Below are 21205 nucleotides of genomic sequence, written 5' to 3'. Positions count from 1 at the left end.
CGAGTCTTCGAAACGCATCCTGCGGTCGAATCGCCGACGGTGCGTCGCAGGATGTTAACGACCCGCTCAGAGCGTCTTCTCGCTCAAAGTGTCTTTTCGATCAGCGCGCCCTTGAAGAGCACCGGTCCGGTCGGCCCGCGCTCGCTGGGCACGCCGCCGCGGGGCTCGAGGCTGACGGCCAGCGCCGGCACGGCGCGCACATCGCCTTCCTGCGCCGGCAGCCGCAGGGCCGCATCGCGTCCCAGCACGCCGAGCGAGCGCGGCGCGCCGCCGGGCGGCAACGCCCAGAGCTGCAGCGACTTGTCCTCGCCCTCGCGGTAGCCGCCGACGCGCTGCAGCAGCAGCTGGCGCTTCTTCGGGTCGAAGGTCACCAGCATGGAGGCGGTAGCCTGGTCGTCCGACAGCACGGCCACGTATTGCACCGCCGGCGCATTGCGCAACTGCTCGCCGAGCTGGAGGCCCACGACCGTCGCGATCACTGTGGCCAGCGCGCCAGCGGCCGTGGCACTGCGCCAGAGCGCGAGGCTGCGCAGCCAGCCGCCGCGCGCCGGCGCCGCAGACGCAGGTGCCGCGCGCTGGCGGGCGATGACTTCCTGCTCCTGTTCGGCGGTGATCAGGTTGCGGATCCGCGTCCAGACGGCCGGATCCGGCATCACGGGCGACTGCAGCTCCGCCATGCTGGCCAGCCGGCTCTGCCAGACCAGGGCCGCGGCGCGCACGGGCGCCTGCTCCCGGGCCAGTGCCTCGAAGCGTCGGCGGGCACCGCCGCGCAGCGTTCCCAGCGCATGGCTCGCGGCCAGCAGCTCCAGCAGTTCGGGATGGGCGTGAAGATTCATGGCGCGGCCCTCACGCGAACTGCTGCATGCAGCTGCGCAGCTTGTCCAGGCCGCGCCGGATCCAGGTCTTGACCGTGCCCAGCGGCAGCTTGAGCTGCTCGGCCAGCTCGCCGTGGCTGAGCTCGCGCAGGTAGGCCAGGCTCAGCACCTCGCGCTGGCGGCCCTCGAGCCGGCTCAGGCACTGGTGCAGCGCCCAGGCCTGTTCGCTGGCATCTGCGGTGTCCATCGGGTTGGCGGCATCGGACTCGAAGGTCTCCGCCATCACCTCGTCGAATTCCTGTGTGAGCTGGGCGCGGTCGGCGGTGCGCCGGCGCAGCAGGTCCAGCGCGCGGCTGCGCACGATCAGCCCCATCCAGGCCATCGGCGGGCTCAACGTGGTGCGGTAGTCGCACGCCACGCGCCAGATGGTGAGAAAGGATTCCTGCAGCACATCCTCGGCCCATTCGCGCTGGCGCACCACCTTCATCGCCAGGCCGAAGAGCTTCGGCGAGGCCCGCTCGTAGAGCAGACGCAGGGCGGTCTCGTCCCGTCGGCCGACACGGTCGATCAATGCCGCCAGTTCGGCGTCGGGGCTGGGTGCGGGCATGCGCGGATTGTGGGGCATCGGTCGTCACAGAGGCGATACGGCGCGGGACGGCCGACGGATTCAGGCCCGCAAGAAAGTTGAATCCGATCGCGTTCGGCCTGCGTAGCAGGAATGGAGGCCGCCAATCCGCAAACAACAGCGGCCGCCGAGCCCCTAGTGCATCAACCCGAAAGGACAGATCATGACCCTCCGCACCCTCGGCATCTTCGCCGTCGCCACCAGCCTCGCCGCCTGCTCCGGCATGGGCATGAACAAGCCCATGGCCTATTCGCAGGCCAGTCTTCCCGACCCCGTCAAAGTGCCCGCCGGCCACCGCGTGGCGATGGAGACCGTCGGCGCCGGCGACATCACCTACGAGTGCCGCGTCAAGGCCAATGCGCCGGGCGAGCACGAATGGGTCTTCGTCGGCCCCGATGCGAAGCTGATGGACCGCGGCGGCAAGCAGGTCGGCAAGTACTGGGGGCCGCCAGCCACCTGGGAAAGCATGGACGGCTCCAAGCTCACCGGCACCCAGGTCGCGGTCGCGCCCAACGGCAGCGGCAACATTCCCTACCAGCTGGTCAAGGCCAACCCGGCGACGGGCAGCGGCGCGATGCAGGGCGTGAGCTACATCCAGCGCGTCGCCACCCAGGGCGGCACGGCGCCGGCCATGGCCTGCGGCCCCGCTTCCATGGGCCAGAAGCAGGTGGTGAAGTACCAGGCCGACTACATCTTCTACCGGCCGATGTGAAATAGAGCTCTCCCCCAGGCTCCCCCACTTCGTGTGGTCCGCCCACCCCCTCACCGGGGGCGCACCCAGCGGCCCGGCAGAGCCGGTTCCGCGGGTGCTCCCGAACGGGCCAGCTTCGCGGTCAACATCCTGAAACATATACTGCGCGCTCCTCGATTGGAGCGTCCATGCAAGAGCCTGGCAGTCCCGCGCCCCGCCCCTTCTGGCAGCGCCTCAATACCTTCTTCGCCTTCCCTTTCCAGGGCCAGCCGCTCGGCTATGCGCTGCTGCTGGCTGCTTCCAGCCTGCTGATCCACCTGTTCTTCTTCCTGCCGCAGGCGCTCATCCTGCTGCTGGTGGAGCTGGGCATCGTGCTGGCGGCCAGCCGCTACGGCTTCAAGGTGATGGCACTCGGCGCGCGGGGCATCGTGCGGGCCGCCGACTTCCCGCGCACGCTGGACGAGGAATGGACGAACCTGCCCTGGAAGCTGTTCGGCCTGCTCCTGCTGCAGGGCTTCGTGGGAGGCCTCATCGGTGCGCTGAACCCCGCGCTGGGCTATGTCGCGCTCTTCGTCCTCTCCTTCACCCTGCCGGCCACGACCATGGTGCTGGTTCAGTCGGGCAGCTTCTGGCAATCGCTGAACCCTGGACTGGTGTGGGAGACGATGCGCGCGATCGGCTGGCCCTACGTGCTGCTGTGCTTCTTCCTCTTCCTGCTGAACTCCGGCGCGCAACTGGCGGTGGTCATGCTGCTGCCGGTCTTCAAGGGCTGGATCGCGCTGCCGGCCTTCAACTTCGTGATGATCTATTTCGGCTGGGTCATGGCCAGCCTGCTGGGCTACGTGATGTACCAGAACCATGCCGAGCTGGGCATCGAGCTGCTGCCCGGCGCGGGCGCCGACGAGCGCGAGCCCGACACCCGCACGCCGGCGCAGATCGCCCAGCAGCACACCGACGCCCTGGTCGCGCAGATGGTGACCGACGGCGACGTGACCGGAGCGTTGGCCCTGGCCTACGAGGACCAGCGCACCAAGCCGGACGACCTGGCCGCACATCGCCGCTATCACCGTGTGCTGCTGCTGGCGCCGGACAAGACGGCCACGCTGCTCTCGCACGCGCGCGGGCTCGTGGCGATGCTGCTGGCGCGCGATCTGAATGCCGAAGCGCTGAAGGTCTACAACGTCTGCCGCGAGAAGGACGACTCCTTCGTGCTGGACGATCCTGCGGTGACCGTGGCGCTGGCGCGTGCCGAGTGGCGCAACGGCGAGGCGAAGGCGTCGCTGGCCCTGCTGCGGGGCTTCGACAAGCGCTTCCGCGGGCATGCCGAGATTCCGCTGGCCTACGAACTCGCGGCGCGCGTGCTGGTGCAGGGCCTCGGCCGGCGCGACATGGCGCAGCCGATCCTCTCAACGCTGGAAGCGCGCTACCCGGAGAGCGAGCAGACGCAGGAAGTGCGCTGGCTGCTGCGCGAGCTGCCGCAGGCCTGAGATCGCTCAGGCCTTCTGCAGCATCCGCGTGACCATGGCGTCCGGCGCCAGCCGCAGAAGGTGCGGCAGCCAGCCGAGTGCCTGCTCGCGCCGGCCGGCCTGCATCAGGCCGCCGGCGCACATCGACAGCGTCTCAGCCAGTTCCGGATGGTCGGGCGCGGACTTGATCAATGCCTGGCACAGGCGCTCCGCATCGCCGAACTGCTGCGCGCGGGTGAAGCGGCGGGCCAGCCGCGCCATGTCCTCGGGCCGCAGGCGAGCGCCCGGCTTCGCATGGTCGAGGTAGGTCCTGTAGCTCGCGTGCTGCAGCTCCAGCGTGGCGGGGTCCTGCGGCTTGAGCCGGAAGATGCGGCGCGCGGCACGATGGAAGTCCTCGTCCGCCGGCCACAGCTTGGCCGTGTTGAACCAGGCGCGCAGCGTCTCCGCGTGGTCGGGGCGCAGCGCGGCGGCCACACGCCATTGCGCGCACGCCTCCTCGAACTTCATCTCCGCGGCCAGGCGCCGCGCCGCGGCCACGTGCTGCTCGAACGGATCGGGCCCCTGCGCGGCCGGCGCCTCCGGCAGTCGCAGCCGGCGCCGGCGCATGACGATGGCCATCAGCAGCGCCCCGGTCAGCAGGCCGCCCAGGTGGGCCATGTAGGCGATGCCCTGGCCGCCCAGCAGGTGCTGCAGCAACTCGTTGGCGATCCATGCCGGCAGCAGGATCAGCGCGGGCGCGGTGACGTAGTTGAAATAGAAGAAGAGCTGATAGAAGAAGCGGATGCGCCGCAGGCGGTACATCACCGCATACATGCCCATCAGCGCCGACACCGCGCCCGAGGCACCGAGTCCGTAGCCGCCCTGGCCCGCATAGGCCCAGGCCGCCAGGGCCGAGGCGCCGATCGCGCCCAACAGGTAGAAGCCGAGGTACAGGCCGCGCCCCAGCGCCAGCTCCACCGAGAAGCCGAACAGGAACAGGAAGAGCATGTTGCCCAGCAGGTGGCCGGTGCTGCCGTGCAGGAACGCCGCGGTGATCCAGGTCCAGGGCGTGAACCCGGCGTCCTTGTCGTGGTCCTGCGACCAGCGCGTGGTGAAGGGTGCGGGCAACTGGCGCTCGTACTGCTGCCGGTCGCGCTTCCAGGCCGCGTACTGCGAGTGGGTGGGCCGGATCACGGCATCGGCATGCAGCCTGCGCAGGAAGGCCTGGTCCTGCTGCAGTCCTTCGAGCAGCGGCTCGACCTGGCCGCGGGCCAGCATCCGCCGGGCTGTCGCCGCATACGGCGAGCGCTTCTCCTGCAGCCAGTCGACGAAGGCCGGCAGCTCCAGCTTCGGCAGGCTGCTTTGCGCGTAGAACTGCGCGGCAAGCGCCTGTGCCTTCTCTTCCGCGCGCTGCGGTCCCCAGAACACCAGCATGTTCACGAGGATCAGCAGCACCGTCACCCAGGGCGGGTTGCGCCAGCTGGGCCGGCTCTCGAGCGGAATCGCGTAGAACACGCGGCCTCAGCCTGCGGCGGGTGCCGTCAGGCGCTGTTGCGGCCGATGCCCTGGTAGACCACGCCCGCCTCCTTCATGAGGCCGGGCTCATAAAGATTGCGGCCGTCGAAGATCACAGGCGTCTTCATCAGCGTCTTGAGCCGTTCGAGGTTGGGGCTGCGGTAGGCCTTCCACTCGGTGACGATGATCAGCGCGTCGGCATTGGCCAGCACTTCCAGCGGGTCCTTGGCCGAGGAGTAACCGATGCGCTCCAGCAGCGCCGGCGCGTCGGCGAAGTCGAGCGTCAGTACGCGCTTCGTCTCCTCCACCGCGATCGGGTCGTGTGCCACCACGCGGGCGCCTGCGCGCAGCAGCGCGCCGATGATCACGCGGCTGGGCGCCTCGCGCATGTCGTCGGTGTTGGGCTTGAAGGCCAGGCCCCACAGCGCGAAGGTGCGGCCCGCGAGGTCCGTGCCGAAGCGCCCCAGCACCTTGTTGGTCAGGACGCGCTTCTGCTCCTCGTTGACCGCCTCCACCGATTCCAGCACGCGCAGGTTCTGCCCGTTGTCGCGCGCGATGCGGGTGAGCGCCTGGATGTCTTTCGGGAAGCAGCTGCCGCCGTAGCCTGTGCCGGCGTACAGGAAGCTGTAGCCGATGCGCGGATCGGAGCCGATGCCCTGGCGCACCGACTCGATGTCGGCGCCCACGCGGTCGGCCAGGTTGGCCAGCTCGTTCATGAAGCTGATGCGGGTGGCCAGCATCGCGTTGGCCGCGTACTTGGTGAACTCGGCCGAGCGCACGTCCATCACACGGGTGCGCTCGTGGTTGCGGTTGAAGGGGGCGTAGAGCTTGCGCATCCAGCCCAGCGCCTCGCGGCCGGTCTCGTCGTCCTTGTAGCCGATCACGATGCGGTCGGGCCGCATGAAGTCCTCGACCGCCGCGCCTTCCTTGAGGAACTCGGGGTTGCTCACGACAGAGAAGCGCAGGTCGGCGCGGCCACGCTTGTCCAGCTCCTCCTGGATCACGGCCGTAACCTTGTCGGCCGTGCCCACCGGCACCGTCGACTTGTCGACCACGACCTTGAAGCTTTCCATGTAGCGCCCGATGTTGCGCGCCGCGGCCAGCACGTACTGCAGATCGGCGCTGCCATCCTCGTCGGGCGGGGTGCCGACGGCGATGAACTGCACGTCGCCGTGCGCGACCGAGGCCTCGATGTCGGTGGTGAACGCGAGGCGCCGGGCGGCCGCGTTCGATTCGACCACGTCGCCCAGACCGGGTTCGTAGATCGGGATGCTGCCCGCCTTGAGCATGTCGATCTTGCGCGCATCCACGTCCGCGCACAGCACGTTGTTGCCGATGTCGGCAAGACAGGCGCCGGTAACCAGGCCGACGTAGCCCGTGCCGATGATGGTGATGTTCATGCGTTCAGCCTGCGGTCGATTCGGTGAGGAGCCCGTCGAAGTAGGCGATGGTCTTCTTCAGGCCTTCCTCGAGCTGGGTCTGGGGTGCCCAGCCGCCTAGCTCTTTCTGTGCCAGGCCGATGTCGGGGCGGCGCTGCTTGGGGTCGTCCGCCGGCAGCGGCTGGCGCACCAGCTTGCTCTTGGAGCCGGTGAGTTCGATCACCTTGTTGGCCAGTTCCAGCATGGAGAACTCGCCCGGGTTGCCGATGTTGATCGGCCCCGGCACCTCGTCGCCGGTGCCCATCATGCGCAGCATGGCCTCGACCAGGTCGTCCACGTAGCAGAAGCTGCGCGTCTGCTGGCCGTCGCCGTAGATCGTGATGTCCTGCCCCTTGAGCGCCTGGACGATGAAGTTGGACACCACCCGGCCGTCGGCCATGTGCATGCGCGGGCCATAGGTATTGAAGATGCGCACGACCTTGATGCGCAGCTTGTGCTGGCGGTGGTAGTCGAAGAACAGCGTCTCGGCGCAGCGCTTGCCTTCGTCGTAGCAGCTGCGGATGCCGATCGGATTGACCCGGCCCCAGTACGCCTCGACCTGCGGGTGGATCTCCGGGTCGCCGTAGACCTCGCTGGTGGAGGCCTGCAGGATCTTGGCGCGCACCCGCTTGGCCAGGCCCAGCATGTTGATGGCGCCGTGCACGCTGGTCTTGGTGGTCTGCACCGGGTCGTGCTGGTAGTGGATCGGCGAGGCCGGGCAGGCCAGGTTGAAGATCTCGTCCACCTCCACGTAGAGCGGGAAGGTCACGTCGTGGCGCATCAGCTCGAAGCGGGGATGCCCCAGCAGATGCTCGACGTTGCGCTTGGTGCCGGTGAAGAAATTGTCCACGCACAGGACGTCGTGGCCCTGCTCGATCAGCCGGTCGCACAGATGGCTGCCGAGGAAGCCGGCGCCGCCGGTGACCAGGACCTTCTTGGATTCGTTGTATTGCCGCATGCTGCGAAATCACTCCATGAGGGGGAATCGGTGGGGGTCAGCGCCGGGCGCTGCGCTGTTCGTACATCTTCGCGTCCACCAGCATGCGGAACCACAATGCCTGGAAGAACGCGAAATAGAAGCCGGTGGTGCCGTCCAGGAAGCCGAGCCGGAAGATGTAGCGGTAGATGAAGTAGCTGAGCGAGCGCAGCCCGGTCGGCAACTTGTAGTAGATCTCCTTGATGAAGCGTGTGCGCTCGCGCGCATCGCCCATCAGGCGGGCCTGGAGCACGTTGTCCGTGGCCGTGCGCGGGCCCAGCTTCTCCTTGGCCTCGGCGTCGCTCCAGCGGTTGTGGCTGTTGATCCAGTCCGTGAGACGCTGGGAATTCTTGTCGTGCATGAAGCCTTCGATGCGGCCGGGCGTGACGCTGGCGATGAAGTGCTGGTCGTAGAGACGCGCCTCGCAGCGGCCCACGCCGGAACGGAAGAGCCGCAGGTGCCACGGGTTGACGCCCGAAAAGCGCAGCATCTTGCCCATGAAGTAGTCGCGCCGGCGCAACATGTAGGCGTCGTGGCGCGGGGTGCCGGCCAGCAAGGCGCGGATCTCGTCCACGGACCGGGCATCCAGCACCTCGTCGGCATCGAGGTGCAATTGCCAGCCGTACGCTGCCTCGACCTGCGAGATCGCCCAGTTGCGCTGGTCGCTGTAGTTGGAGAAGGGGCGCTGCACCACGGTACAGCCCAGTTCCTCGAGGATGGCGACGGTGTCGTCCTTCGAGTGCGAGTCCACCACGAACACGTTCGGGCTCACCTTCTTCGCCTGGGACACGGTCTCCCGGATGATCGAGGCGGAGTTGAAGGTCAGGATGACGACGACGCAGGAGGTTGGTTCCATCGGTTGGGGCGGCTGGGCAAGGCTTCGGCGACAGGTTGCCGGGCACTTTGCTGCAATGCAATGCCAAACTTTAGCACTACAGTTTTACAACTCGCCACAAACCTGACGGCATATCCCGGGGTTAACCCCAAATAGTTCTCACGGAATGTCGCCTCCCGCAAGCGGTGGATCGCGCAAAAAACCGATGGAGAGGGCCGTCGAGCCTAGCCCAGCCTGGCCCGGTGGCGCTCGATCTGCTTGCGCACCTGGGACGGTGCGGTGCCCCCCAGGATGTCGCGCGCGTGCACCGAGCCGCGCAGGCTCAGCACGTCGTAGACGTCCTTCTCGATCTTCGGGTGGAAGGTCTGCAGCACCGACAGCGGCAGCTCCGACAGGTCCACCTTGTGCGAAATAGCGGCCTTGACCGCATGCGCCACGGTCTCGTGGGCGTCGCGGAAGGGCAGGCCCTTCTTCACCAGGTAGTCGGCCAGGTCGGTGGCGGTCGCGTAGCCGCGCAGCGCGGCGTTCTCCATCGCCTCGGGGCGGACCGTGATGCCGCCCACCATCTCGGCGAAGATGCGCAGCGTGTCCTTGAGCGTGTCGACGGTGTCGAACAGCGGCTCCTTGTCTTCCTGGTTGTCCTTGTTGTAGGCCAGTGGCTGGCCCTTCATCAGCGTGATCAGGCCCATCAGGTGGCCCACCACGCGGCCGGTCTTGCCGCGGGCCAGCTCGGGCACGTCCGGGTTCTTCTTCTGCGGCATGATCGAACTGCCGGTGCAGAAGCGGTCGGCGATGTCGATGAAGCCGAAGGCCTGGCTGGTCCACAGCACCAGTTCCTCGCTCAGGCGGCTGACGTGCACCATGGCCAGCGAGGCGGCGGAGGTGAACTCGATCGCGAAGTCGCGGTCGCTCACCGCGTCCAGGCTGTTCTCGCACACGGCATCCATGCCCAGCGTGCGGGCCACCAGCTCGCGGTCCAGCGGGTAGCTGGTGCCGGCCAGGGCGGCGGCGCCCAGCGGCAGCCGGTTGACGCGACGACGCACGTCGGCCATGCGCTCGGCATCGCGCGCGAACATCTCGACGTAGGCCAGCATGTGATGCCCGAAAGTCACGGGCTGGGCCACCTGCAGGTGGGTGAAGCCCGGCAGGATCACCTCGGCATTCTTTTCGGCGATGGCCAGCAGCGACTTCTGCAGGTCGCCGAGCAGGCCGCCGATCAGGTCGATCTCGCCGCGCAGCCAGAGGCGTACGTCGGTGGCCACCTGGTCGTTGCGGCTGCGGCCGGTGTGCAGGCGCTTGCCGGCATCGCCGACCAGCTGCGTGAGGCGTGCCTCGATGTTGAGGTGCACGTCCTCGAGCTCGAGCTTCCACTCGAAGGCGCCGGATTCGATCTCGCCGCGGATCTGCGCCATGCCGCGCTCGATGGCGGCGTGGTCGTCGGCGCTGATGACGCCCTGTTTCGCGAGCATGGCGGCGTGCGCCAGCGAGCCCTGGATGTCGGCTTGCCACAGCCGCTTGTCGAAGAACACGCTCGCGGTGTAGCGCTGCACCAGGTCGCTCATCGGCTCGGAGAACAGGGCGGACCAGGCTTCGGATTTCTTGTCGAGTTGGTTGTGGGTCATGGGGTGTGAACCGGTTGGGAGGCAATAATGGGTTTGCACCCGATGTCTTCTTGATGCGAGGCCCATCGATTTTATCGACCACCCCCTCTGCGCCGGCCGCCTCGCGCCCGCGCGGGCCTGCGCGCGCGGGGGCCGCGCTTTTCGATGCCTGCCAGATCGGCGTGGTGCTGCGCACGGTGATCTTCGTCGAGGCGGTGGTGGCGGTCGCGACCCTGTTCCAGGCGCCCACGCCCGGCGAATGGGTGATGCTGCTGGCCACGGTGACCGGCGGCGCCCTGCCGGCTGCGCTGCTGTGGCTGCTGGCGGCCTGCTGGCTCAAGAAGCTGCTGGGCCGGCTGCCGCGCACCGCGCAGTACGGCGCCGGTGCGCTGCTGGGCGCGCTGGCCGGGCTCTATGGCTGCGGGCTGCTGCGGCTGACCGGCGTGCTCGGCAGTGCGCCCTGGATCGCCAGCGCACTGGCCGGCGCGATGTTCGCCGCGCTGGTGATGGCCGCGCTGGTGCTGCGCGCGCGCGGCCAGACGCCGGCGACCATGACGGCGCGGCTGACGGAGCTGCAGTCGCGCATCCGGCCGCATTTCCTTTTCAACACCTTGAACAGCGCCATCGCCCTGGTGCGCGAGGAGCCGGCCAAGGCCGAGGCCATGCTGGAAGACCTGAGCGAGCTGTTCCGCCGCGCACTGGCCGATGAGGGTGAATCGGTCACGCTGGCCGACGAGATCGCGCTGGCCGAGCGCTACCTCGCCATCGAGCAGGTGCGCTTCGGCGAGCGGCTGCGCATCCGCTGGGACGTCGACCCCGCGGCCAATACGGCGCGCCTGCCGCCGCTGCTGCTGCAGCCGCTGGTGGAGAACGCGGTCAAGCATGGCGTCGAGCCCAGCCCGGACGGTGCGAAGATCCGCATCCGTACCGAGCGCCGCGGCAGCATGGTGGTGATCGAGGTGGTCAACAGCCTGCCGCCACTGCGCTGGGCCGACCAGCCCCTGCCGCGCGGCCACGGCATCGCGCTGGGCAACGTGCGCGACCGGCTGCGCCTGCTCCATGACGTGCAGGCGCAGTTCAGCGCCGGGATGGACCAGATGTCCTACCGCGTACGCATTGCCATCCCGGTAGAAGCATGACATGAACCTTCTTCGCACCCTGATCGTCGACGACGAAATGCTGGCCCGCTCGCGCCTGCGCACGCTCCTGGCCGACTGCCGCGCGCCGGGGGCCGAAGTGGTGGCCGAGGCGGCGAATGGCGCCGAGGCGCAGGCGCACCTGCACGTTTCGGATGTCGACCTGGTGCTGCTGGACATCCACATGCCCGGCGTGGACGGCATCGCGCTGGCGCGCAGCCTGCGCGAGCGCACCGGTGCGCCGGCCGTGGTGTTCGTCACCGCCCACGCGGCCCATGCCGTGACGGCTTTCGAGCTGGAGGCGGTCGACTACCTGACCAAGCCGGTGCGGGCCGAGCGGCTGCAGCAGGCACTCCAGAAAGCCGAGCGCTTCCTCCGGGACCGGCGCAACCCGGCGACAGACGTGCCGCAGGAGGTGCTGCTGATCCAGGACCGCGGCCGCACCGAGCGGGTGCTGCTGTCGGAAGTGCTCTACCTCAAGTCCGAGTTCAAGTACCTCACCGTGCGCACCGCGGCGCGCAGCCACATCTACGACGGCTCGCTGGCCGAACTCGAGGAGCGCTACCCCGCGCGCTTCGTGCGCGTGCATCGCAACGCGCTGGTGGCGCGCCAGGCGATCCGTGCCCTCGAGAAGTACGACGACGGCGAGGACGCCGAGGGCTGGGCCTTGCGACTCGACGGCATCCCGGAGCCTGTGGTGGTGTCGCGGCGCCAATTGCCTGCGGTGCGCGAAGTGCTCAAGGACCCGCGATGAGCGATCAGCCCGAACAGAAGGCGGTGGAGCCGCCGCCGGAGCCTCCGCCACCACCACCGCAGGAACCGACGCTGGAGCCGGTCGAGCGGCCCGAGCCGGACCGCTTGCTGCTGCACATGCCGGTCGACGTGCGCAGCGCGGCGCTGGTCGTGCTGTGCGTGCTGGCCGTGGTTTTCACGCTGCATTGGGCCAAGGCGGTGTTCGTCCCGCTGCTGCTGAGCCTGCTGCTGACCTATGCGCTCGCGCCGCTGGTCGGCCTGCTGGAGCGCTGGCGGATCTCGCGCTGGATCGGCGCCGCGCTGATCCTGCTCGGGCTCGGCGGTGCCTTCGGCTGGACCGGCTACAGGCTGTCCGGCAGCGCGTCCGAGCTGCTCGACACCCTGCCGCTGGCGGCGCAGAAGCTGCGCCTGGCGGTCCGGGCCAACACCCGTGCCGGTGACCCCAGCGCGCTCGACACGGTGCAGAAGGCGGCCGCGCAACTCGAGCAGGCGGCCGACGAGAACTCGGCCAAGGTGGCCTCGCGCCGCGGCGTCTCGCGCGTGATCATCGAGCGGCCGCCCTTCAACGTGCGCGACTACCTCTGGAGCGGCACGGTGGGCCTGATCAGCGCGGCCGGGCAGCTCACGCTCGTGGCCTTCCTGACCTATTTCGCGCTCGGCTCGGGCGACACCTTCCGGCGCAAGCTGGTGAAGATCACCGGCCCGAGCCTGCAGAAGAAGCGGATCACCGTGCACGTGCTGGACGACATCACGCAGCACATCGAGCGCTACCTGCTGGTGCAGATCCTCACCAGCGCGATGGTGGGCGTCGCCACCGGCCTGGCCTTCTGGGCCATCGGCCTGGAGAACGCGGCCGTGTGGGGCATCGTCGCGGCGGTGACCAATCTCATCCCCTACATCGGCTCGGTGATCGTGATGGCCGCGGCGGGCCTGGTGGCCTTCCTGCAGTTCAACAGCATCCAGATGGCGCTGCTGGTCGGCGGCACCTCGCTCCTGATCCACACGCTGGTGGGCAACCTGCTGGTGCCCTGGCTCACCAGCCGCACCAGCCGCATGAACCCGGTGGCGGTGTTCGTGGGCGTGATCTTCTGGGGCTGGCTCTGGGGGATCTGGGGCCTGCTGCTGGGCATCCCGATCATGATGGTGGTCAAGGCCATCTGCGACCGGGTGGAAGACCTGCAGCCCATTGGCGAGCTATTGGGGGACTAGAGCCCGAGGGGGGACAACATCCTCAGCGCTTGTCCGGCGGGTATTTCTTCGCGATCCGCGTCTGCAGAAAATCCAGCAGCGCGCGCAGCGCGGCGCTGTTGTGGCGCCGCTGGAGATAGGCGGCCGAGAGCCACACGTCGTTGCGCACATGGTCCTGCAGCACCGGCACCAGCTCGCCGTGGTCGATGTGCGGCTGCACCAGCAGCGCGGGCAGGTACACGACGCCGAAGCCCATCATCGCCACCTGCACCAGCGGTGCGCCCTCGCTCGCGTCCATGCGGCTCTTGACCGGCACGTCCAGCGGCTTGCCGTCGACCTCGAACATCCAGTGCGGATGGGGGCCGAAGCGCGAGAGCGTGAGCGCGTCATGCTGCGACAGCTCGCTCGGATGGGTGGGGATGCCCCGCTTCTTCCAGTAGAGCGGCGAGGCGCACACCACCATGCGGGGCCTGGCGAGCTTGCGCACGATGAGGTTGTCGTCCGCGATCGGCCCGAAGCGCAGCGCCAGGTCGATGCCTTCCTCGGCCAGGTCCACCAATTGCAGGCTCAGGTGAAGGCTGATGCTGACGTCCGGGTAGTGACCCATGAACTCCCCGAGCAGCCGGGGCAGATCGCCCTGGCCCATGCCCTGCGGCGCCGAGATGCGCAGGCGGCCGGTGGGGCGGGTGGCGTGTTCCTGCAGCTCGGCTTGGGTGAGCTCGATCATCTCCATCACCGGCTTGCTGCGCTCCAGGAGCAGGGTGCCGGCATCGGTGAGGCTGACGGAGCGGGTCGAGCGGTTGAGCAGGCGCACGCCGAAGCGGCTCTCCAGTTCGGCGACGTATTTGCTGACGGTGGCCTTCGACATGTCGAGGCGGCTGGCAGCACGCGAGAAGCTGCCGTGGGCGGCCACCTCGCGGAAGGTCCTGATCAGGTCGAGGCTGTCCATGTCAGGCCGATCGCCGGGCGGCCCCAAGGAGGCTTGCGCTTCCTCTGGGGGGCAGCGGATACGCGAAGTGAGAAGCGTGGAGGCTCATGCAGTCGCCGATTGTGCGGCGACCAGGGATTTTCGGCACGATCAGCCGGTATTCCGCAGCCCTGCCGCCACGCCGTTGATCGACATGTGGATGCCGCGCTGCACCCGCTCGTCGTCCTGCTGGCCGCCGCGCCAGCGGCGCATCAGCTCGACCTGCAGGTGGTGCAGCGGGTCGATGTAGGGGAAGCGGTGGCGGATCGAGCGCTGCATCTCGACGTTGCCCTCGAGCCGCTGCCTGGCGCCGGTGATCAGCGTGAGCGCGTCGGAGGTGCGGTGCCACTCGGCGTCGATCATCGCGAACACCTTCTGCCGCAGCTTGCGGTCTTCCACCAGCTCGGCATAGCGCGAGGCCAGCGCCAGGTCGCTCTTGGCCAGCACCATGTCCATGTTCGACAGCAGGGTGCTGAAAAAGGGCCACTGGGCGTACATGCGCTGCAGCAGGGCCTGGCGCTCCTTGCGTGCGGCCGCGCTGCCGGCGGCGGCCAGGAACCGCTCGATGGCCGAGCCGAAGCCGTACCAGCCCGGCAGCGTGAGCCGGCACTGGCCCCAGCTGAAGCTCCAGGGCACGGCGCGCAGGTCTTCGATGCTGCGGTTGGGGTTGCGCGAGGAGGGGCGCGAGCCGATGTTGAGCTCGGCGATCTCGCGGATCGGCGTGGCGCTGAAGAAATAGTCGCTGAAGCCGGGCGTCTCGTAGACCAGCGCCCGGTAGGTTGCCATGCTCGCGGCCGACAGTTCGTCCGCGGCGCTGAGAAAGGCGGCCGGCGCGGCCTTGGCGGAGGGCAACAGCGTGGCCTCCAGCGTGGCCGCGACCAGTGTCTCGAGGTTGCGCCGGCCGATCTCGCGGTTGGCGTACTTGGAGCCGATCACCTCGCCCTGCTCGGTCAGGCGGATCTGGCCGCGCACCGTGCCGGGCGGCTGCGCCAGGATGGCCTGGTAGCTCGGGCCGCCGCCGCGCCCGACCGTGCCGCCGCGGCCGTGGAACATGCGCAGCCGAATGGACGTCTTCTCCTTCTTGTTGAGTTCGTCGAACAGCGCCACCAGCGCGGTGCCTGCGCGGTACAGCTCCCAGTTGCTGGTGAAGATTCCGCCGTCCTTGTTGCTGTCGCTGTAGCCCAGCATGACGTCCTGCTCGCCGCCCGAGCGTTGCACCAGCGCCTGGATGCCGGGCAGGCCGTAGAAGGTGCGCACGATGGGCGCGGCGTTACGCAAATCCTCGATGGTCTCGAAGAGCGGCACCACGATCAGGTCGGCGGTGGCGTTGTCGTCCAGGGTGCCGCGCAGCAGGCCCACTTCCTTCTGCAACAGCAGGGCTTCGAGCAGGTCGCTGACCGTCTCGGTGTGGCTGATGATGTAGTGGCGGATCGCCGCCGCACCGTAGCGCGCGCGCGCCGTGCGGGCGGCGGTGAAGATGGCCAGCTCGCTCTGTGCCAGCGGCGAGTAGGCAGCGTCGGGCACGCGCAGCGGGCGGGCGTCGTCGAGCAGGCGCAGCAGCAGGGTCTGCTTGGCCTCTTCGGGCAGCGCGGCGTAGTCGGGCTCGATGCGCGCGGCGGCCAGCAGCTCGGCCACCACCGCCTCGTGCTTGTCGGAGCTCTGGCGCAGGTCCACGGTAGCGAGGTGGAAGCCGAACACCTCCACCGCGCGGATCAGCGGGGCCAGGCGCTGGCCCACCATCGGCGCGCCGTGCTTGTCGAGCAGCGATTCCTCGACGGTGCGCAGGTCGGCCAGGAATTCCTGGGCGCTGTGATACGGGTTCTGCGGCGCCACTGCATGGCGCGCCGCCTCGCCGCCGCTGAGTTCGCGCAGCGTGGCCGCCAAGCGCGAATAGACGCCGGTGAGGGCGCGGCGGTAGGGCTCGTCCTGGCGGTGCTCGTTGTGGTCGGGCGAGCGCTCGGCCAGGGCCTGCATCTCCACCGACACGTCGACCAGCGTGGCCGACAGCGAGAGCTCGCCGCCGAGGAAGTGCACCTCGGTGAGGTAATAGCGCAGCGCGAGCTCGGACTGGCGGCGCATCGCATATTCGAGGCTTTCGGCCGTCACGTTGGGGTTGCCGTCGCGGTCGCCGCCGATCCACTGGCCCATGCGCAGGAAGGGCGCGATGTCGGCCTGGCCCAGGGCCTTCTCGAGGTCCGCGTAGACGCGCGGGATCTCGCGCAGGAAGGTGGCCTCGTAGTAGCTCAGCGCGTTCTCGATCTCGTCGGCCACGGTGAGCTTGGAGAAGCGCAGGAGGCGCGTCTGCCAGAGCTGGGTCACGCGCGAGCGCATGCGGTTCTCGTTGTCGGCCAGCGCCTGCGGACTCAGCGCGTCCTTGCCGCCGGCGAACATCTGCTGGCGCAGCTTGATGTCGTCGCGCTCGGTGAGCAGTTGGGCGATGGCACGTTCGGCGTCGAGGATGCTCTTGCGCTGCACCTCGGTCGGGTGCGCCGTCAGCACCGGCGACACGTAGCTGTGCGCCAGCGATTCCGCCACCGCCGCCGGCGTGATGCCGGCCTTGCGGATGCGCGCCAGCGCCACCTCCAGGCTGCCCGCCGCGCTTTCGCCGGCGCGCTCGGCCTCGGTGCGGCGGCGGATCTGGTGGCGGTCCTCCGCCAGATTGGCGAGATGGCTGAAGTAGGTGAAGGCGCGGATCACGCGCACGGTCTCGGCCGCGCTCAGGCCCTTGAGCAGATTCTTCAGCGCCCGGTCGGCCGCATGGTCGGCATCGCGGCGGAAGGAGACCGACAGGGTGCGGATCTTCTCGACCAGCGCGAAGGCTTCCTCGCCCTCCTGTTCCCGGATCACGTCGCCGAGGATGCGTCCGAGCAGCCGGATGTCGTCGATCAGCGGTTGTTCGTCGCTGTCCTTGCGCCGGGGTGCGGACGCGGTGGCGGGGCTGCTCTTCATTCGAATATCTCCTCGTTCGAGCCGGGTGGGTGCCGCGTTGCTGCGTTGCAACAATGCTAGCATTCCTGCGATCCCCCAACGTTACGGAAACGGCCCTTGAGCAACATCGTGATCGCCACGCGCGAAAGCCGCCTGGCACTCTGGCAGGCCGAGCACGTGCAATCCCTTCTTCGGCACGCCGGCCACACGGCCAGCTTGTTGGGAATGACCACCCGCGGTGACCAGATCCTGGACCGCTCGCTGTCGAAGGTCGGCGGCAAGGGCCTGTTCGTCAAGGAACTCGAGCTCGCGCTGGAGGAAGGACGTGCCGACATCGCGGTGCATTCCCTCAAGGACGTGCCGATGGACCTGCCCGATGGCTTCGCGCTGGCCTGCGTGCTGGAGCGCGAGGACCCGCGCGACGCGCTGGTCTCCTCGCGCCATGACTCGCTCGACGCGTTGCCGCAGGGCGCGGTGGTCGGCACCTCCAGCCTGCGCCGCGTGGTGCTGCTGCGCGCGCTGCGGCCCGACCTGCGCATCGAGCCGCTGCGCGGCAACCTCGACACCCGGCTGCGCAAGCTCGACGAAGGCCAGTACGACGCCATCGTGCTGGCGGCCGCCGGCCTCAAGCGCCTGGGGCTCGAGAACCGCATCCGCGCCGTGTTCGAGCCCGAGGCCATGCTGCCTGCAGCGGGGCAGGGCGCGCTGGGCATCGAGGTCAGGGCCGATCGAGCCGATCTGCTCGCGTTGCTCGCACCGCTGGCCAGCCGTCCCGATGCGTTGGCCACGGCCGCAGAACGCGCGGTGAGCCGGGCCATGGGCGGCAGTTGCTCGATGCCGCTGGCGGCCCATGCGCGCTGGCAGCCCGGCGACAGCCTGCGCATCGATGCGGCCTGGGGCGATCCCGAAGGCGCCGCGGCGCTGGTCCGCGTGCACGCGCTGGCCGAGGTGGCCGACCCGGCGCAGGCCGCCGCGCTCGGCGAGCATGCCGCGCGGCTCCTGCGCGCAGCCGGCGCGCACTGAGATGCCGGCGCCCCGGGTGATCGTCACGCGCCCCGTGCGCGAGGCGGCGCGATGGATCGAGCTGCTGCGCAATGCCGGATTGGACGCCCAGGGCTTGCCGCTGATCGAGATCGCGCCGGTGACGGATCACACGGCGCTGGACGCGGCGCGGCGCAACGCCGGCAGCTATGCCGCCCTGATGTTCGTGAGCGCCGCGGCCGCGACGCATTTCTTCGATGGCGCCGATGCCCCGGCGACCGGCCCGCAGCCGCGCTGCTGGGCCACCGGCCCCGGCACCGTGCGCGCATTGCAGCAGTCCGGCGTGGCCGCGTCGCGCATCGACGCGCCTGGCGTGGAGGCGGAGCAGTTCGATTCCGAGGCGCTCTGGGCGCGGGTCCACACGCAGGTCTACGCCGGTGTGCGCGTACTGATCGTGCGCGGCGGCGATGCGGCGGGGCAGCCGGCTGGCCGCGCCTGGCTGGCACACGAGATTGCTGCGGCTGGTGGCGTCTGCGACACGGTGGTCGCCTATCGGCGCCTCGCCGCGCCGATGGATGCGCCCCGGCGCGCGCTCGCGGAACTGGGCGTGCGCGGCGAGGCCATCTGGCTGTTCAGCAGCTCCGAAGCGATCGCGCATCTGCGCGATGCGCTGCCCGGCCGGCGCTGGGCCGCGGCACGCGCGATCGCCACCCATCCCCGCATCGCCGAAGCCGCGCGGGACGCGGGTTTCGGCATGGTGCGCGTCGCTTCGCCCGAGCCGGACGCGCTGATCGCGTCGATAGAATCCTTCGCATGAGCGACGCCTCCGTCTTGAGTGAAACCGTGCAGGAGCCGTCGGCGCGTCCGCCCGTACCGGCCCCCCTGCAGGTGGCGCCACCCCAGGGGGCCCTGCTCTCCAAGATCCTGCTCGGCCTGCTGGCCGGGGCCGCGTTGCTGGCGCTGCTGGTCGCGCTGGTGCTCTGGCAGAAAGTCGATGGCATGCAGGAGCAGCTTGCCCGGCAGAGCGCCGACGCGATGGCGCAATCGATGGAGGCCCGCACCCTCGCGCGCCAGGCGCAGGAAACGGTGCGCGATACGGCGGCGCGGCTCGCCCTCAACGAGACCCGCGTGGCGGAGGTGGCCCTGCAGCGCTCCCAACTCGAGGAGCTGATGCAGAGCCTCTCGCGCTCGCGCGACGAGAACCTGGTGGTCGACATCGAGGCCGCGGTGCGCCTGGCGCTCCAGCAGGCGCAGGTCACCGGCAACGTGCAGCCGCTGCTGGCCGCGCTCAAGGCTGGCGAGCTGCGCGTCTCCCGGGCCGCCCAGCCGCGGCTCGCACCCCTGCAGAGGGCCTTGCAGCGCGACGCCGACCGCCTGCGTGCGGGCACCAGCGCCGATACCGGCGAAGCCCTGCAGAAGCTCGACGACCTGGTGCGCATGGTGGACGACCTGCCACCGCTCAATGCCGTCGCCACCCGCGGAGCCGGCCTCAACCCGTGGCAGGCGGAGCCGGTCCCGGTGGACGCGCCCTGGTGGGAGCGCGCGTTGCTGATGGTGCGCAACGAGGCGCGCTCGCTGCTGCGCGTGGGCCGCATCGACCGCCCCGAGGCCGTGCTGCTGTCGCCCGACCAGACCTTCTTCCTGCGCGAGAACCTGAAGCTGCAGCTGCTCAATGCGCGCCTGGCCCTGCTGTCGAGGCAGGTGGATACCACCCGCAACGAGCTGGCCACCGTCTCGGCCTCGCTCAACCGCTATTTCGACCCGGCCTCGCGTCGCGTCCAGGCCGCGGCCACCCTGCTGCAGCAGCTGCAGGCGCAGATCAAGACCAGCGAGCCGCCGCGCATCGAGGAGACGCTGGCCGCGCTCACCACGGCGGCGGCGGGGCGATAGGCAGAGGAACGGCAGCGGCATGCGCGCGGCACTCTGGTTCCTGGCTCTGTTCGCCATTGCGGCGGCGGTGGCGCTGTTCGCCGGCAACAACCAGGGCACGATCACCGTCTTCTGGCCGCCCTGGCGGGTCGATCTCTCGCTCAACCTCACGCTGCTGATCCTGCTGGCGGCCTTCGTCCTGCTGCACGTGGCCTTGCGCGCGCTGTCGGCCCTGTTTTCGCTGCCCAGGCAGGCGCGCCAGTGGCGCCTGCAGCAGAAGGAGCGCTCCGTGCACGCCGCCCTGCTCGACGCGGTGGCCCAACTGCTGGCCGGGCGCTTCTCGCGCTCCCGGAAGGCGGCGCTGGCAGCGCTGGCGCAGGAGCGGGCCCTGGCCGCGCTCGATGCGCAACTGCCGCAGGCCCAGCAGATCCGCGTGCTGGCGCACCTGCTGGCCGCGGAGAGCGCCCAGTCCCTGCAGGACCGTCCGGCCCGCGACGCGCACCTGCAGCAGGCGCTCGGCGAGAGTGCGGAGCGGCCCGTGCTCGCCAGCCCCGAGACGCGCGAGGGCGTTCAACTGCGGGCCGCCCGCTGGGCGCTCGATGACCGCGACGCGCCGGCCGCGCTGGCGCGGCTGGAAGAGCTGCCGCAGGGCGCGCAGCGGCGCACGCTGGCGCTGCGATTGCGGCTCAAGGCGGCGCGCCAGGACCGGCGCACGCTGGAGGCCCTGGAGACGGCCCGGCTCCTGGCCAAGCACCGCGCTTTTTCCGATGCTGCCGCGCAGAGCATCGTGCGCGGCCTGGCCACCGAACTGGTCTCGGGCGCGCATGACCCGGCCCAGCTGCTGCGGGCCTGGGACGAGCTCGAGACGGTCGAGCGTGAGATGCCCGAGGTCGCCATCCACGCGGCGCAGCGCATGGTGGCGCTGCGCGGCGACCTGGCGCTGGCGCGTGCCTGGCTGCTGCCCGTCTGGGAGCGGATGATCGAGCAGCCGCGCAGCCTGGGCGAATCGCTGCGGGTGAAGCTGGTCCGGGCCCTCGAGGCGGGGCTCGATTCGGTCGATGCCGACTGGCTGGCGCGAATCGAATCGGCGCAGCGCAACAACCCGCGCGACGCCAACCTCCAGTACCTCGCCGGCATGGCATGCATGAAGCGCCAGCTCTGGGGCAAAGCGCAACAACTTCTCACGCATGCGGGGTTGGCGTTACAAGACCCCGCCCTCCACCGCCGTGCCTGGCAGGCCCTGGCGCAGCTGGCGGAAGCCCGCGACGACGCGGATCAGGCCTCGGCGGCCTGGAAGCGCGCCGCGCAGACCGAAAACCCCTGAAGAGTCCTAGTCCGGTTGGTGGATGCTATCTTTTTGATAGCTGATCATGCCGCAGGCGTGCGGCCTGCGGCGTGTAGGAGCATGCTTACCCTGGATGACGCCACACCCGTTTACTCTGCCCAACGCTCTAGGCCAAGA

Annotated in this window: 18 protein-coding genes; 9 read left to right on the top strand and 9 right to left on the bottom strand. The window is 69.5% G+C overall.

Going from position 1 to position 21205, the window contains the following annotated elements; all coding sequences use genetic code 11:
- Positions 1-83: 83 nt before the first annotated feature.
- Positions 84-836, bottom strand: coding sequence for an anti-sigma factor (locus tag A8M77_RS07460; protein ID WP_086920920.1), 753 nt, complete (start codon positions 834-836; stop codon positions 84-86).
- Positions 837-846: 10 nt separating this feature from the next.
- Positions 847-1422: an RNA polymerase sigma factor gene (locus A8M77_RS07455; protein WP_443270533.1), complete on the bottom strand. Its 576-nt coding sequence runs from the start codon at positions 1420-1422 to the stop codon at positions 847-849.
- Between the two features lie 181 nt (positions 1423-1603).
- Here A8M77_RS07455 and A8M77_RS07450 point away from each other — a divergent pair, with 181 nt between their 5' ends.
- Positions 1604-2152 carry a DUF3455 domain-containing protein gene (locus tag A8M77_RS07450; protein WP_086920918.1) on the top strand — a complete coding sequence of 183 codons (549 nt, stop codon included), beginning with the start codon at positions 1604-1606 and terminating at the stop codon, positions 2150-2152.
- Between the two features lie 167 nt (positions 2153-2319).
- Complete coding sequence (locus A8M77_RS07445; RefSeq protein WP_086920917.1) at positions 2320-3618, top strand: tetratricopeptide repeat protein; 1299 nt, start codon at positions 2320-2322, stop codon at positions 3616-3618.
- A gap of 6 nt (positions 3619-3624) precedes the next feature.
- On the opposite strand, the gene A8M77_RS07440 is transcribed toward A8M77_RS07445, so the two are convergent.
- The 5 genes from A8M77_RS07440 to argH form a co-directional block, all read right to left on the bottom strand.
- Positions 3625-5091: a rhomboid family protein gene (locus A8M77_RS07440; RefSeq protein ID WP_086920916.1), complete on the bottom strand. Its 1467-nt coding sequence runs from the start codon at positions 5089-5091 to the stop codon at positions 3625-3627.
- A 26-nt stretch (positions 5092-5117) separates the two neighbouring features.
- Entirely contained in the window at positions 5118-6491 is a 1374-nt protein-coding gene (locus A8M77_RS07435; protein ID WP_086920915.1) for a UDP-glucose dehydrogenase family protein, read from the bottom strand.
- Positions 6492-6495: 4 nt separating this feature from the next.
- Entirely contained in the window at positions 6496-7467 is a 972-nt protein-coding gene (locus A8M77_RS07430; protein WP_086920914.1) for a UDP-glucuronic acid decarboxylase family protein, read from the bottom strand.
- Between the two features lie 37 nt (positions 7468-7504).
- Positions 7505-8341: a glycosyltransferase family 2 protein gene (locus A8M77_RS07425; RefSeq protein WP_086920913.1), complete on the bottom strand. Its 837-nt coding sequence runs from the start codon at positions 8339-8341 to the stop codon at positions 7505-7507.
- 203 nt (positions 8342-8544) lie between these two features.
- Positions 8545-9942 (bottom strand): argininosuccinate lyase, encoded by a 1398-nt coding sequence (argH, locus tag A8M77_RS07420; RefSeq protein ID WP_086920912.1) that lies wholly within the window; start codon positions 9940-9942, stop codon positions 8545-8547.
- A 53-nt stretch (positions 9943-9995) separates the two neighbouring features.
- On the opposite strand from argH, the gene A8M77_RS07415 reads away from it, so the two are divergent.
- Genes A8M77_RS07415 through A8M77_RS07405 form a run of 3 tightly spaced genes read left to right on the top strand, consistent with a single transcriptional unit; the run spans position 9996 to position 13019 of the window.
- Positions 9996-11060, top strand: coding sequence for a sensor histidine kinase (locus A8M77_RS07415; RefSeq protein ID WP_086920911.1), 1065 nt, complete (start codon positions 9996-9998; stop codon positions 11058-11060).
- A gap of 1 nt (position 11061) precedes the next feature.
- The gene (locus tag A8M77_RS07410; RefSeq protein WP_086920910.1) at positions 11062-11811 is read left to right on the top strand and encodes a LytR/AlgR family response regulator transcription factor; all 750 of its coding nucleotides are present in this window, start codon (positions 11062-11064) and stop codon (positions 11809-11811) included.
- A complete protein-coding gene (locus tag A8M77_RS07405; protein WP_086920909.1) occupies positions 11808-13019 on the top strand; it encodes an AI-2E family transporter in 1212 nt (403 codons plus the stop codon). Before A8M77_RS07410 ends, A8M77_RS07405 begins: the two co-directional genes overlap by 4 nt.
- A 22-nt stretch (positions 13020-13041) precedes the next feature.
- On the opposite strand, the gene A8M77_RS07400 is transcribed toward A8M77_RS07405, so the two are convergent.
- Entirely contained in the window at positions 13042-13947 is a 906-nt protein-coding gene (locus A8M77_RS07400) for a LysR family transcriptional regulator (RefSeq protein WP_086920908.1), read from the bottom strand.
- Positions 13948-14076: 129 nt separating this feature from the next.
- A complete protein-coding gene (ppc, locus tag A8M77_RS07395) occupies positions 14077-16914 on the bottom strand; it encodes a phosphoenolpyruvate carboxylase (protein ID WP_086920907.1) in 2838 nt (945 codons plus the stop codon).
- Positions 16915-17010: 96 nt separating this feature from the next.
- On the opposite strand from ppc, the gene hemC reads away from it, so the two are divergent.
- From hemC to A8M77_RS07375, 4 genes are read left to right on the top strand one after another with little or no spacing between them, the layout of a single operon-like run.
- Positions 17011-17916: a hydroxymethylbilane synthase gene (gene hemC / locus A8M77_RS07390; RefSeq protein WP_086920906.1), complete on the top strand. Its 906-nt coding sequence runs from the start codon at positions 17011-17013 to the stop codon at positions 17914-17916.
- Between the two features lies 1 nt (position 17917).
- The gene (locus A8M77_RS07385; protein ID WP_086921044.1) at positions 17918-18691 is read left to right on the top strand and encodes a uroporphyrinogen-III synthase; all 774 of its coding nucleotides are present in this window, start codon (positions 17918-17920) and stop codon (positions 18689-18691) included.
- On the top strand, positions 18688-19764 hold the full coding sequence (locus A8M77_RS07380) for a uroporphyrinogen-III C-methyltransferase (RefSeq protein WP_086920905.1): 1077 nt from the start codon (positions 18688-18690) through the stop codon (positions 19762-19764). The genes A8M77_RS07385 and A8M77_RS07380 overlap by 4 nt, the downstream gene beginning before the upstream one ends.
- A gap of 19 nt (positions 19765-19783) precedes the next feature.
- Positions 19784-21067 carry a heme biosynthesis protein HemY gene (locus A8M77_RS07375; RefSeq protein WP_086920904.1) on the top strand — a complete coding sequence of 428 codons (1284 nt, stop codon included), beginning with the start codon at positions 19784-19786 and terminating at the stop codon, positions 21065-21067.
- Positions 21068-21205 lie beyond the last annotated feature (138 nt).

The organism is Variovorax sp. JS1663 (genome assembly GCF_002157355.1).
GTDB lineage: Bacteria > Pseudomonadota > Gammaproteobacteria > Burkholderiales > Burkholderiaceae_C > Variovorax.
The sequence above is the reverse complement of the archived record's forward strand: the minus strand, read 5'-3'. Positions and strand labels throughout refer to the sequence as shown.

Bases quoted from the DNA above. Each gene is read 5' to 3' on its own strand.
- A8M77_RS07415 (WP_086920911.1), top strand. From the start codon at position 9,996: ATGCGAGGCCCATCGATTTTATCGACCACCCCCTCTGCGCCGGCCGCC.
- A8M77_RS07380 (WP_086920905.1), top strand. From the start codon at position 18,688: ATGAGCGACGCCTCCGTCTTGAGTGAAACCGTGCAGGAGCCGTCGGCG.
- A8M77_RS07460 (WP_086920920.1), bottom strand. From the start codon at position 836: ATGAATCTTCACGCCCATCCCGAACTGCTGGAGCTGCTGGCCGCGAGC.
- ppc (WP_086920907.1), bottom strand. From the start codon at position 16,914: ATGAAGAGCAGCCCCGCCACCGCGTCCGCACCCCGGCGCAAGGACAGC.
- A8M77_RS07410 (WP_086920910.1), top strand. From the start codon at position 11,062: ATGAACCTTCTTCGCACCCTGATCGTCGACGACGAAATGCTGGCCCGC.
- A8M77_RS07445 (WP_086920917.1), top strand. From the start codon at position 2,320: ATGCAAGAGCCTGGCAGTCCCGCGCCCCGCCCCTTCTGGCAGCGCCTC.
- A8M77_RS07425 (WP_086920913.1), bottom strand. From the start codon at position 8,341: ATGGAACCAACCTCCTGCGTCGTCGTCATCCTGACCTTCAACTCCGCC.
- argH (WP_086920912.1), bottom strand. From the start codon at position 9,942: ATGACCCACAACCAACTCGACAAGAAATCCGAAGCCTGGTCCGCCCTG.
- A8M77_RS07405 (WP_086920909.1), top strand. From the start codon at position 11,808: ATGAGCGATCAGCCCGAACAGAAGGCGGTGGAGCCGCCGCCGGAGCCT.
- A8M77_RS07375 (WP_086920904.1), top strand. From the start codon at position 19,784: ATGCGCGCGGCACTCTGGTTCCTGGCTCTGTTCGCCATTGCGGCGGCG.
- A8M77_RS07385 (WP_086921044.1), top strand. From the start codon at position 17,918: ATGCCGGCGCCCCGGGTGATCGTCACGCGCCCCGTGCGCGAGGCGGCG.
- A8M77_RS07455 (WP_443270533.1), bottom strand. From the start codon at position 1,422: ATGCCCGCACCCAGCCCCGACGCCGAACTGGCGGCATTGATCGACCGT.
- A8M77_RS07400 (WP_086920908.1), bottom strand. From the start codon at position 13,947: ATGGACAGCCTCGACCTGATCAGGACCTTCCGCGAGGTGGCCGCCCAC.
- A8M77_RS07430 (WP_086920914.1), bottom strand. From the start codon at position 7,467: ATGCGGCAATACAACGAATCCAAGAAGGTCCTGGTCACCGGCGGCGCC.
- A8M77_RS07450 (WP_086920918.1), top strand. From the start codon at position 1,604: ATGACCCTCCGCACCCTCGGCATCTTCGCCGTCGCCACCAGCCTCGCC.
- A8M77_RS07435 (WP_086920915.1), bottom strand. From the start codon at position 6,491: ATGAACATCACCATCATCGGCACGGGCTACGTCGGCCTGGTTACCGGC.